12 protein-coding genes are annotated in these 12,340 nt (G+C 65.3%); 6 read left to right on the top strand and 6 right to left on the bottom strand.

Annotated features, from left to right (window positions below):
- Positions 1-3 precede the first annotated feature (3 nt).
- On the top strand, positions 4-642 hold the full coding sequence (locus tag AB0N05_RS34415; RefSeq protein ID WP_364701903.1) for a TetR/AcrR family transcriptional regulator: 639 nt from the start codon (positions 4-6) through the stop codon (positions 640-642).
- Between the two features lie 4 nt (positions 643-646).
- Here AB0N05_RS34415 and AB0N05_RS34410 read toward each other — a convergent pair whose 3' ends face one another.
- A complete protein-coding gene (locus tag AB0N05_RS34410; RefSeq protein WP_364701900.1) occupies positions 647-1,462 on the bottom strand; it encodes an SDR family oxidoreductase in 816 nt (271 codons plus the stop codon).
- A 346-nt stretch (positions 1,463-1,808) separates the two neighbouring features.
- Entirely contained in the window at positions 1,809-3,479 is a 1,671-nt protein-coding gene (locus tag AB0N05_RS34405; RefSeq protein ID WP_364701897.1) for a hypothetical protein, read from the bottom strand.
- A gap of 316 nt (positions 3,480-3,795) precedes the next feature.
- On the opposite strand from AB0N05_RS34405, the gene AB0N05_RS34400 reads away from it, so the two are divergent.
- The 4 genes from AB0N05_RS34400 to AB0N05_RS34385 all read left to right on the top strand — a co-directional run bounded on the left by AB0N05_RS34400 (position 3,796) and on the right by AB0N05_RS34385 (position 9,117).
- Positions 3,796-4,794, top strand: a complete 999-nt coding sequence (locus AB0N05_RS34400; RefSeq protein WP_364701894.1) for an AraC family transcriptional regulator — start codon at positions 3,796-3,798, stop codon at positions 4,792-4,794.
- Between the two features lie 374 nt (positions 4,795-5,168).
- On the top strand, positions 5,169-5,543 hold the full coding sequence (locus AB0N05_RS34395; protein WP_364701891.1) for a hypothetical protein: 375 nt from the start codon (positions 5,169-5,171) through the stop codon (positions 5,541-5,543).
- Between the two features lie 121 nt (positions 5,544-5,664).
- A complete protein-coding gene (locus AB0N05_RS34390; RefSeq protein ID WP_364701889.1) occupies positions 5,665-7,278 on the top strand; it encodes a GMC family oxidoreductase in 1,614 nt (537 codons plus the stop codon).
- 96 nt (positions 7,279-7,374) lie between these two features.
- Positions 7,375-9,117, top strand: coding sequence for a hypothetical protein (locus AB0N05_RS34385; RefSeq protein ID WP_364701887.1), 1,743 nt, complete (start codon positions 7,375-7,377; stop codon positions 9,115-9,117).
- Positions 9,118-9,129: 12 nt separating this feature from the next.
- On the opposite strand, the gene AB0N05_RS34380 is transcribed toward AB0N05_RS34385, so the two are convergent.
- Positions 9,130-9,684, bottom strand: coding sequence for an ABATE domain-containing protein (locus tag AB0N05_RS34380; RefSeq protein WP_364701884.1), 555 nt, complete (start codon positions 9,682-9,684; stop codon positions 9,130-9,132).
- 54 nt (positions 9,685-9,738) lie between these two features.
- Here AB0N05_RS34380 and AB0N05_RS34375 point away from each other — a divergent pair, with 54 nt between their 5' ends.
- On the top strand, positions 9,739-10,602 hold the full coding sequence (locus AB0N05_RS34375) for an NAD(P)-dependent oxidoreductase (protein WP_364701881.1): 864 nt from the start codon (positions 9,739-9,741) through the stop codon (positions 10,600-10,602).
- A 23-nt stretch (positions 10,603-10,625) separates the two neighbouring features.
- Here AB0N05_RS34375 and AB0N05_RS34370 read toward each other — a convergent pair whose 3' ends face one another.
- The 3 genes from AB0N05_RS34370 to AB0N05_RS34360 all read right to left on the bottom strand — a co-directional run bounded on the left by AB0N05_RS34370 (position 10,626) and on the right by AB0N05_RS34360 (position 12,251).
- On the bottom strand, positions 10,626-11,219 hold the full coding sequence (locus tag AB0N05_RS34370) for a hypothetical protein (RefSeq protein ID WP_364701878.1): 594 nt from the start codon (positions 11,217-11,219) through the stop codon (positions 10,626-10,628).
- A 283-nt stretch (positions 11,220-11,502) separates the two neighbouring features.
- A complete protein-coding gene (locus AB0N05_RS34365; RefSeq protein WP_364701875.1) occupies positions 11,503-11,829 on the bottom strand; it encodes a transcriptional regulator in 327 nt (108 codons plus the stop codon).
- Complete coding sequence (locus AB0N05_RS34360) at positions 11,817-12,251, bottom strand: hypothetical protein (protein WP_364701872.1); 435 nt, start codon at positions 12,249-12,251, stop codon at positions 11,817-11,819. Before AB0N05_RS34360 ends, AB0N05_RS34365 begins: the two co-directional genes overlap by 13 nt.
- Positions 12,252-12,340: the final 89 nt, after the last annotated feature.

Genomic DNA, 12,340 nt, shown 5'->3' with positions numbered 1-12,340 from the left:
AGCATGCCGAACGCGTCGAGCCGTGGCACCCAACCGCGCCGCCGCTATGCGAAACGGCTCTCGCCCGCCGATCGTCGCGAGCAATTGCTGGATGCCGCGTTGAGCTTGGTCGCCGAGAGCGGTTTCACGGCCGTGTCCATTGCCGCGGTCGCCGAACGCAGCGGGGTCACCCGCCCGGTGGTCTACGACTCCTTCGGCAGCCGCGACGAGGTACTGCAGGAGCTCATCGAACGCGAGACCGCGCGCATGCATGACGCGGTCGAGCGCTCGATGTCTGCCGCACCCCCGGAAGGCACTGCGGCAGAGGTTGTTTCGGCCGCACTCGGGCACTTCCTCGCCGAGGTGCGGGCTCAGCCTTCCACCTGGCGGCTGGTGTATTTCCCCATCGACGGGGTTCCGCCGATGCTGCGCGAGCGGGTCGAGAAGGCTCGCAATGAACTGCGAACTCCCTTGCGGCACTTGTTTGCCGACTGGCTGGCCAGTAGCCCCGAGGAGGCGGAGGGCATCGACCTCGACGTGCTGGTTCAGGTCCTTCAGGGCATGATCCAGACCATGTCCCGGCTCGTCCTCGACGATCCGGAACACTACGACGCCGAGCGTGTTCTGGCGCTCATCGGACCACTGTTCTTCGCCGAATCCTGAACGGTTACCGCGCGAGTCCCTGAGACTTGGCGATGAGCCGTTCCATGACGGTGCGCGGCAGGATGCGGCGCACTATGAACATGAGCGGCGCGTTGCTGCCGACCGCGTACAGCGGTCCGGGTCGATCCGCCTCCGCCGCAGCGACAATCGTGCTCGCGACCTTCTCCGGGGTGACGCCCCGGCCCATCTTCGCGTCCAGGGTCGCCATGAACTTCGTGAAATCCGTTGTGTGCGGAGAACCTTCGTTCAAGTACTTGGTGCGCCGCTCGCTCAGGCCGGTGTCGACCTGGCCGGGCTCCACCGTGGTGATCCACACCCCGAACGGCGACTCCTCGAAGCGGGCCGCGGTCGCGAAGCCGCGTAGCGCCGCCTTCGCCGCCGCGTATGAGGACCGGTACGGCATGGGGAAGCTGGCAAGCATGGATCCCACCATCACGACCCGGCCATAGCCGCGTTCCCGCATGCCCGGTACTACCGCCTGGGTGAGTGTCACCGCGCCGAAAACGTTGAGCTGGAACAGCCTTTCGATGGCGTCGGTCGGCAGTTCGGCGAGTGGTCCGGCCTGGCTCTCGCCCGCATTGTTGATCAGCAGGTCGACCGCCCCGAGTCCTTCGGTGAAGCGCGTGATGGAGGCGCTGTCGGTCAGGTCCAGGGCCCGGTACTCGACCCCGGGCGCGCGATCGGCCTCGGCGATCTTGTCCGGATTGCGGCTGGTCCCGATCACCTTGTGCCCGCGCGCCGCGAAGGCCGCGGCGGTCGCCCTGCCGATGCCCGACGAAGCGCCGGTGACCACCACGGTGCGAGTCGTATTGCTGCTCATGCAGCGCACGTTACCGAGGCGGGGTGTGATGCGACCAGGAGGCCGGCCGTCGGTGCAGTGATATTTCCGGCCAGAGACGCCGCAGCGACTCACGGGAGACGCGCCGCTCGACTTCCTTCTCGGCCACCGAGCGAACTCCGAGCCATACGCCGGTGCCGAATGCTCCCGCCGCCATAATCGATACGAGCAAAACTGCGGGAGCGTTCATGTGTAGAGCCATCGGCATAGCGAAGATTCCGTTACGTGACGAATTAGCTGGTTGATCTTGAAACCGGCTGTCTCACCACAATTTCGGCAACATTTCCGAAATCCGGCTACGCGGTTCTGTATTCGGCCGGTGGGCGACTCAAGACGCCAGTGGCAGCGTGGCCAGCGTCGTGCGCACGAACTCCGCGAGCTTCGCCGCGATCGGCTCAGGTGAGCCGTCCACCCGGGGATGTGCGCCCGCAGCCACATCGCAGTGCAAATATCCGGGGAACCAGTGCGTGTTCTCCGGATATACGCCCCAGCCGTTGATCACATTCGTGAAGCTGGATTCGCCCATTAGATTGATATACGGGAGCCGCGCGGCACCGGCCTCATACCGGACCGGGGCGAGCGATCGAGTCCGGCAGCCGCCCAGAACGGCCACCGCGTCGATGCTCTGTCGAGTCGGGAAATAGTCCTCGAACACATTGAGCCGCCCGCCCGCGAGAATCTTCGCGAGCTCGACAATGCTCACCACTTCACTGCCGGTGGTGGCGGCCGGAATTCCGGTGCGGGTCGGCTGCTTCGGCGCATCGGGTGTGCCGCAGCGGTCGTAGTCGCGCCAGTGATACAGCTCGTCGAAGGAGGTCGGGCTGTAGCGCGGCGCGGTGCCGCAGGCCGCCTTGTAGAGCGGCCGGATGCCCGGTCGCTGCCCCGCTTCGAAGGACATCGGGAAGGTGCGCGGCGCGACCGCGGCGCTGTCGAGGGTGCCGCAGCTCATCGACAGGATCGCGAAATTGATGGAGGTGTGTGCGCCGGACATCAGTCCGAGGGTCGCCAGATTGGTGAGCCGCAAATCCCGGTAACTCGGTGTGCCGGTGAGGAATTCACGCCAGGTGCGGGCGGTGGACCCGCGCAGGGCGATGCGCGGCGTGCCGTGGTCGGGTAGTAGCCGCAGAATGTCGGATTCCGCGTCGGGCGCGAGCGTGGCCGCCACGGCGGTTGCCGCGACGAGGGCGAATACTTCGGCATTGCCCCAGCCGCCCTTCATGACTGCGGTGCTGCGCGGGGCCAGGCCGCGCCGCATGGCGACCGGAATTCGTTCCAGTCCTCGGGCGAGCGCGCCGACCGGTTTGCGCACTGCCGCCGGGCGTTCGCTCAGTCGCAGCGGATCCAGATGCGTGACGGTGTCGAGTGCGACCAGTCCGGCGATCTGCTCGTGCCCCGGCCGCCCGTCGAAATCCCATGCGGCATAGGTCCCGGCTTGGATGCCGCCGAGTGAGTGCCCGCCGAGGAACACCTTCTGCGCCCGCACATCCGGGTCCGGGAGTTCCCAGATTAGCACGGCGTGCGCATCCTCGACGGTGCGAGCCATCCCGAATTCGCTCAGGAATCCGAGTTCGCGATCGGATCGGAAGCCTTCGAAGACGCGTCCGCCGACCCGCTTCCCGCGGTAGTAGTAGTCGAAGGCCAGGTGATAGTCGCCCTCGGCCATGGCCACCTCGATGGCGGAGTGGTCCTCGACGCCATTGGCGCGCCGGTCGAGCACCCACACCTCGGCGGTGATTCCGGCGTCGCGCAGAGTGCGAATCGTATTGCGGCCCAGCGGTTGTAGTGAGCGTGCCCCGGCGATCGCGCCGGGCAGCAGCACGATCACCGCATCGGCCTGCGCCGGATCGTCCGGGCTGTCGGCGTGCTTGACCCGCAGATGCTGCAATTCGTCGCACTCTGCGGGGTGGCCGGGGAACCCGGCGGGCAGGGGGACCTGATGAACCACTCTGCTCAGCCGGATGCCGTCGGCGATCTCCAGCACGTCTTCCGTGCGTTCCATCTACCCGGACCTCCCCTTGTGGAACTGCCTCGATGCAGCTGTCTCAGACTATGCAGGCTGCCAGAAAAGTTGGCCTGACCGGCGGCTACTCGGCGGATTCGGCATATGGTCCGGCGGAAGAGATCAAGCTCTCACGTTTGTCCGTTACGATCCGGAACACCCAAATGTGTAAGTTGGGCCACACCGGACGGTCGGAAGTTGATATATTTCGCCAACCCGACGGGACAAGACAGTTGGTTGGGTAGTCGATGAGGGCAACGGGTAACTGGTTATGTTCGACTGGGATTTTTTGAGGAATACCTCCAGCGTTCACGTCATGACGCAGCTCGCGGAGGAACGAGGGATGTCCGTCGCGGCCTGCCTCACCGGCACGAGTCTGCCCCCGGAGTCGGTGATCGATCCGAATACCGAGGTCACCGCGCGGCAGGAACTCACGGTGGTGCGCAATCTGCTCGCCCGGTTCGGTGACGAACCCGGGCTCGGGGTGGAAGCGGGCAGCCGGTATCACATCTCGCTGTACGGGCCGTGGGGTCTGGCGTTGCTGAGTAGTCGCACGTTGCGGGATTCCGTCGAAGTGGCCTTGCGCTACGTCGAATTGGCCTTCGCCTTCGGGCAGCTCAGCTTCGAGGAAGTCGGCGGCGAGGCGCGCCTGCGGTTCGACGATCACGAGGTGCCCGAGGATGTGCGGCCGTTCCTGGCTGAGCGGGTCATCACCGGCATTCAGATGCTCGGGCGGGAGCTGTTCTCGGCCGGTGTGCCCATGAATCGCGTTACCTTCCAGCATCCCGCGCCCGCGGACACCACCCGGTATCGCGAGGTGTTCGGGCTCGAGCCGGTTTTCGGTGCGCCCGCCAATGAGGCGGTGTTCGATGCGGCGTATCTGGATATTCCACTGCCGCAGGCCAATGAGTGGGCGCGCAGCACGTGCGAGCAGTTGTGCCGTGATCTGCTGGCCAAGCGGCAGGCGCGCACGGGGGTCGCGGGGGCGGTGCGAGATCTGCTGGTGCGCAATCCGGGGGAGATCCCGGATCAGGCGGCGGTGGCTTCCGAGCTGTTCATGAGTCCGCGCACGCTGTCGCGGCGGCTCAATGAGGAGGGCACCTCGTTCCGGGCGCTGCTGGACGAGGTGCGGCAGATGCTCTCCGAGGAGCTGCTCAATCACACCGATATGACCACCGAGCAGGTGGCGGCGCGATTGGGCTATGCCGAGGCGGCCTCGTTCATTCGGGCCTTCCGGCGATGGAAGGGTTGCCCGCCACAGGAATACCGCACCCGTGGCGGCCGGGTGCCTGCCAGAGTGCCCGAATTGGTCTGACGCTAGCAGCCGCTCTCGAGGGGGACGTTGGCGAAGCCATAGTCGGACAGGTACGGGGTCAGGTCGAGGTCGAAACCGCGTGCCGCGCCTTGCATCACATAGGGCAGGACGAGAGCCATTCCGAGCTGCCGTCGACATAATCTATGGTGGCGGCCATATCGACGGGCATGGAACCGCCGACCGGTGTCGTGGCGGGAGCGTCGACCATTCGGGCCACGGTAGAACGGGTCGTCGCGGCCATGGCCGCCCGATCCGGAGTAGGCGTCGGACGGTGCGCGCGGGGCTGTATAGGGCATCTGCCCGATACAGCCCCAGGCCATTGCCTGGCAGCATGACTCGCGTTCAGTCACCAAATCCAGAGGAGTCGGTACTTGATGCGAAATCTGCGTAGCTCTGTGTCGGTCACGATCGCGCTGGCCGCCGTCGGCGTGGCCTGGAACGCCCCCGCCGCGTCCGCCGACATCGGCATCCAGGTCGTGATCGCCAGCGGCGTCATCGGCACCGGTTACGGCACCGGTTGCACCTACAGCGTCGTCGCCAACGGCTCTGATCCCGAGGGCATGAATTTCTTCGACAACGGTATCCGGTTCGCCGTCACGCCGGGCGGCCAAACCACGCAGGTGGCGCGGTGGACTCCGACCACGGTCGGCACCCACGAGATCCTGATCACGCAGAGCAACGACTCCAAGAGCGTCATGCTCACAGTCGGCACCGGCATCAATGCCGGCAGCGTCTGCCAGGCGATCTAGAGTCTCACTCCATCGCGACCCGATCAGACTGAAAATATCAATCGCGAGTCCTCGACTGCGCTGGTCGCGTGTCCGGAAGTCCGGATAACGTGCCGGGAAATGGCAGCGTGGAGGATGCGACGTGGACAATTCCCAACCCGGGTTCGAGCAGTTCGACTTCGATTGGCTCGTGGTCGGCAGCGGGTTCGGAGCCAGTGTGTCGGCGCTTCGGTTGTCGGAGAAAGGCTATCGAGTCGGCGTGCTCGAACAGGGCCGCCGATTCGCCGACGCCGATTTCGCCGAAAAGGCTACGCAGTTGGGCAGATTTCTGTGGCTGCCGTCGCTCGGGTTGCGCGGAATTCTGCGGCTGGCACCGTATAAGCACGCCATGGTGATCGCGGGTGTAGGTGTGGGTGGGGGCAGTCTCGTCTATGCGAACACCATGTATCAGCCGCAGAGCGATGATTTCTACCGGCATCCGCAGTGGGGCGAATTGGCGGACTGGCGAACGGAATTGGCGCCGCACTTCGATACGGCGCACCGGATGTTCGGTGTCGAACCGTATCAGGGGTCGCGGCCGGTGGATTCGCTCATGCGGGGGCTGGCTGCCGATCTCGAAGTGCGGGAAGGGTTTCGGCGCACACCGGTTGCCGTGTATTTCGGCGAGGCCGGGAAGACGGTGCCGGACCCGTATTTCGATGGGGTCGGACCTGCGCGTACCGGGTGCGTGCGCTGTGGGCAATGCATGCTCGGGTGCCGATACGGGGCCAAGAACAGTTTGCCCAAGAACTATTTGTGGATGGCGGAAAAGGCTGGGGCGGAAATACTTCCGGAGCTGAAGGTTGTCGATATCCAGCCATTGGGTGGGGATGCCGGTGAAGGCGGGTATCGGCTACTGGCTCGTCGGCCCGGCACTGTGCGGCGCAGGACAAGAGAATTCACGGCGCGCGGTGTTGTGGTGGCTGCCGGGGCGCTGGGCACGAACGAATTGCTGGCATCCTGTAAGCGCACGGGCTCGCTGGCCGGTCTCTCCGATCGGCTCGGAGAAGTGGTGCGCACCAATGACGAATCCATTCCCGCCGCCTCTACCATGACGCCCGACGCGGACTATCGCAGTGACGTCGCCATTACCTCGAGCATCTTCGTCGATGAGCACACGCACTTCACCAATAACACCTACGGTGACGGCGGCGGCATGCTGTCGCTCTTCTATGGTCCCGCCACCACCGCGAATTCGGCTATCGGGCGGTGGGTGCAATTCCTGTCGAGCTATCCGGGTTACCTGTTCGGGCTGTTGCGCCGCCGCCGATGGTCCCGTCGCACAGTGATTTTCACTGTCATGCGCGGCACGGATATGGCCTTGCGGCTGCGGCGGGGATTCGGGCCGGGAGGTTTGCAGACCGAGTCGACAGGTACGGAGCCCACGGGGGAGTCGGCCGTGGAGCTCGCGCGCAGGGTGGCCGGGCTGGCCGCGCGGCGGATGGGCGGCCGTCCGCTCGCCTCGATCGGCGAGACTCTCGGATCCGCGCCCATGACCGCGCATTTCCTGGGCGGCGCGGTCATTGGCCGGGACCGCGAACACGGCGTAATCGACCGGTACCACCGCGTTTTCGGCTACGCCAACCTGATGGTGTGCGATGGCTCGGCGGTGCCCGCCAATGTCGGCGTCAATCCGAGTCTGACCATCTGCGCGATGGCCGAGGCGGCCATGGCGCACGTACCGGAGGCCGCCCTGGCCGCCGAGCAGCAGGCCTGACAGCAAACATCAATTCCTTGGCGAAAGGTGCGTCTCCGGACGCCTTACCGTCAATTGGACGACATAACCGTCCCAGACGTTGAGGAGGCTGCGCAGGTGCAGCGAGGAATTCTGGCGGCATTGGCCGCAGTGACGGTCGCAATGCCGTTGGCGCTCACCGAGCAGCCTGCCATCGCGGAACCGGAGACGCCCGATCGCACCGAGGTCGTGCTCGAACAGGACAATGGGCTGGTGGTCAGCGAGGTGCATCTCTATGACCCGCTGCCTGCGTCCATGGGTCCGCGACCGGCCGCCTGCGACGAAATCACGTATCTCCGTTACCGATTCGCTGACGGCCCGACCGACGCTCAGAAGGCGGACAAGGTCTTCGTCATGCAGCCCGGCGCCTTCGCGGGCGCGGTCTCCATGGACGGTGTGGCCCGGGCCGAACTTCGCGCGCTGCGTGAGCGTGGCACCACCGCCGAATGGTGGTCCTACGACCGCCGCCCCTCCTGCGTCGCCGATATGACCGGCATCCAAGAAGGCTCGCGCACAGGCGATTACCACAAGGCCATCGACTACTACTACAACGGCGCGGAAATCAACGGCCGCCGATTCGCGGGCTGGCCCAGCTATTTCCAGCTGAACTTCCTGAAGCAGTGGGGCCTGCCCGAGAACGTGCGGGACCAGTACGACCTGCTCACCCGTGAACTCCCCGATCCGGCCTTCCGCGCCAATAATGTGTACTGCGGCGGACATTCGCACGGCGGCCTGGCCGTGGGCGACTTCGCGGCCTGGGACTTCGGTTCCGGCGGCCGCGGACTCGACCAGTGCAAGGCTTTCGTGGGCCTGGATACGGTCGACAAGTCCGATGTGGCGAACATTTCCGCCGATCCGGTGCTTTCGGCCGTCCTGGAGGCGGCGGGCGGAGTGCAGCAGGCGATTCTCGATCCCGTCGTGACCTCCGGCATCACCCCGAGCTCTCTGAATCTCGGACCCTTCGGTGGCGCAGCCGAATTCGCCACCCTTGTCGCCATTGCTGCCCAAGCAGCCCACCAGCATCCGAACGAAGAATCAGACGTCCTGAAGCTGGTCCCCCGGGACCCCGCCATCGAACTGATCCTGCGCAATTTCTCCAATACCACCCTCGACTTCGTGAGCGGCCAAAACCAGCTCTGGAGTTACCGTTTCACCAATGAGGCCCTCTTCGGCGTCTTGGTGGACAACAACACCAGTCCGCTCGGCCTGCTCCAATCCGGTGTAGGTGGGCTGGAAGGCCCCGTGGCACATAAGGATCACCCGACGCCCGACTGGCTGGCCCAGATCGCCCCCATCCGCCCCCTGGTCTCCTTCTTCGGCGTCAATGAGCGAGTGGGCCCCACCGACCACAATTACCTCTACACCTGGCGCAACTACAACGACGTCGCGGGATTGCCCTACACCACTCCCGACAAGGAAATCGTCGACATCCGTGAATGGGCTCGCCAACTCGCCAGCCCGTACGCCTACGGTGCGATCGAACAGGGTTACGCCATCAAATTCCTCACCGACACCGCTCTGGCCCTGACCGGTACCCGCACAGGCGATCTGGCCCCCATCCGCTATGAACAAGCAGCCCAAGCCAAACCGGCCGTCTGGATCCTCGGCACCGACAGCAACGTCCGCTACCAACTCGAAATCGCCGACGTAGCCCGCCCCTCCACGCCGAGCAGTGACATCGTCTGGTGCCCCGGATACACCCACACCGACGTTCTGAGCCCAGCCCAGGAAACGAACTCCGGCACGCCCGAATGCACGGTGTCCGCTCTGACGGAGTTCCTCCTGAACACCCCACCCACCGCAGGCCAACCAAACAGGTAGCCCCATGCAGGCTCAGTTCACGGAGAGCCGTGACTTCTTGGCCTTGTTGCCGCAGGTGTTCATGGAACACCAACGGCGGTTGGCTCCGCGGCTCGTGTCGAGGTAGAGCCCCGCGCATTCGGGGCCCTCGCAGTTCTTGATGCGGCCGCGATCGGGGCCGCCGAGGATGCGGATGGCGTCCGTGGCCAGGACGCCGAGGGCGTCACCGACGGGGGTCGCGTCCGTCAGGTGCCATTCCGCGCGTTCGTGGTTCAGCGCCGCTTTCGCGTGCCCGGCGGCAGCGACCGTGTTGAGAGTGCGGACATCCTTCGAATCTGGCGGTTCACCTGCGGCGATCGCCGACCCGGTGTGGTAGATGGCCTCACGCAGTGCCACGGCGTCCGCCAGGTCGGCCGACGACACGTCGGTGACTTCGAGTCCTGTGGCGTGCAGCCAGATCTTCAGTCGCGTGGAGCTTGTCAGCCGCTCTCTCGGCACCGTGGCGGCTCTATCGCTGAGGGTGGCGGTGAACCGGAACGCCAAAACCTCGTTGTCCATCCGGAATACGCGCCGTACGTCCTCGGTCATTTCCATGGCACTATTGAACCGTCTTAGACGGTTCAAGGAAAGGGTGTGGTCCCCATGAGCAGCATTGCAGTCATCGGTCTGGGAGCAATGGGGAGGCCCATCGCACACAACCTTGTGAAGGCCGGCCACGATGTCGTGGTGTGGAATCGCTCCGACGCACCTGCGGAGCAACTCGTTGCGGCGGGTGCCCGTCGTGCCGACTCGGTCGCGGCGGCCATGCACTCGCCAGTGGTCTTCTCGGTCTTGTCCGATGACCAGGCCGTCACCGAGACGTTCATCGATTCCGGTGTCCTCGCCCAGACCCCCGCCGGAACCATTCACGTCAACCTCGCCACGGTGAGTCCCGAGCTGGCTCGCCGGGTCGGCGCAGCGCATGCCGAGGCCGGTGTCGGGTACATCGCGGCACCGGTCTTCGGCCGTGTTCCGGTCGCCGAAGCCGGAGCGCTCAACATCCTCGCGGCTGGTGAGAACGCGCTGATCGACCGCGTGCAGCCGTTCTTCGACGTGATCGGCTCGCGCACATGGCGACTCGGCGACCGTCCGGAACAAGCCAACATCGTGAAGATCCTCGGCAACTATCTGATCGCCTGCGCAATCCAGTCACTGGGCGAGGCCGTCAGCCTCGCGGAGGGCAGCGGCGTCGACTCGGTGCAGTTCGTCGAACTGCTGACCTCGACACTCTTCCCAGGGCCCGTCTACACCGGCTACGGCTCGATGATCGCCGAACGGCGCTACCAGCCAGCCGGATTCACCACAGTCCTGGGCCGCAAGGACCTGAACCTCGCGCTCGACGCGGCCACCGACCACGACATTCCGCTCCCGATCGGTCAGCTGCTGCGGACGGTCTTCGATCAGGCGATCGCCGACGGTCGCGGGGCAGACGACTGGGCGGTCATCGCGGAACAGCAACCGCGGTAACCACCGACAGTGACCGCGGCTGGTCAGAATGCTGCCTGGACCGCTCCGAGCAGGTCGTTGACGGGCTGAGTGAGCGGACCGAGGGTGTCGGGGGCGAGTGGGGGCAGCTCGGCGATCGCGGTGCGTAGTGAGGTGACGGCCCGGTTGGTGTCGGGGGTAATCGAGGCGAAGGCGTCGGCGGCCGCTGCAACGGGCTGGGATGCCAGCGGATCGGACTGGGGCGCTTGGGTGTTCACGATGGGGAGGGATGCATCGTCGCCTGAGCCCAGCGCGCCCCCGGCGATTCCGCCGATGACCGCGCCGCCGACGAGGCCGATCACATCCACCGGGATGGCCACTGCCACACCGCCGATCAGACAGCCCGCCAGCCCACCGACCGCTGCACCTACCGGAACGCCCGCACCCACGGTCGGAAGACCGCCGATGACACCACCGGCGATTGCCCCAACCGCCGCACCCACCCCACATCCCACGATTTCCAGTGGGAAGACGACGACCTTGCCGACGGCGGCACCGATGACTCCGCCGATCACGGTGGCGGCGGTGCGGGCATCGACGCCCTCGGGCAGCTGGACGGTGTCGGAACCGATCCGCAAAGAGTTGGAAACCGGTGTCACAGCAGGCGATTCGATCGGCTCGAAACGACCGGCCGCGGGCGAATCGGGAGGTTGCGCCGCAGCGATAGCGGTGCTGGACCCGAACGTCAACAGGAGCGCGGGCACTATGGCCAAGCCTGCGTTAGCACGCAAAACAGACATCGTCGCACCCCTCGATCCGGTTGACCACCGTCGAGCCTCCCGTGCGGACCCGAACCTGCGATGGCCACGCTGAGTCCTGATCTTACTCCGAACCCCTTACCCAACAGAATGATTCGCCCCGACGCGAAAGCCTGGGCGGAGATCAGGATCGGCGAGAGGGTGGGTCTGCCTCGCCCGCGGCTTTTCGTGCCTGCTGTGCGAGCGCGGTAAGGGCGTTCAAGTGTTCGTGGTACGCCGTGCGGCCGCCGTCGGTCAAGGCGAGCCATGTTTTCGGTCTGCGGCCGACGTATCCCTTTGTGATCGTGATGTATTCGGCGGCCTCGAGCACGGTCATCGCCTTTGACAGCGTGGATTTGTTCATCTCACACAGGTCGGTGATCGTGCCGAACTCCGCCTCGCGGCATCCGTCCAGAAACGCGACCACTTTCAGGCGTGGCAGCGAGGCCAGCACGGTACTCAGTTCCGCCATAACGCGATCCGCGGTCGTGCCAATTGGATCCACACCCATACGCCCATGACCAAGGCAAACGCACTGTCACTGAGAAGGGCAAAGGCGACGAACGGCGTCAGCCCCAAGGCAGTTCGCTTCCAACGCTGCAGGGGTTCGTCGGCCAGCGACCGGGGAACGACACCGCCATTCCTCCATGCTCGTATCACCCACGGCATGAAGAATCCGAATGCGACCCCCACCACGATTCCGGCAACCCCGCGAACGGTGATTGTCCGGTCTACGAGCATGTCGATCATGTCGCCGAACAGGAAGAAGGTGCCGAAGCACAGCAGCGCTGCTACCGGTGGCACCCAGCCCCGTCCGGCCTGCGCGCTGCGGGCTCGACGGGTGGAGGCCGAGGCGATGTCCAACGCGTCCTGTGGTGTCAATTCGTCGCTCACACCCGCAGCATAATCAACTAGTTTCCATTCGCCAACTAGTATCTGATTTCGCCGATGCCGGAACACGTTCAGGAGGGACATGAGGCTGG

The sequence above is a fragment of the Nocardia sp. NPDC051030 genome (genome assembly GCF_040683015.1).
Taxonomy (GTDB): domain Bacteria; phylum Actinomycetota; class Actinomycetes; order Mycobacteriales; family Mycobacteriaceae; genus Nocardia.
This window is presented reverse-complemented; position numbering and strand designations above follow the sequence as displayed.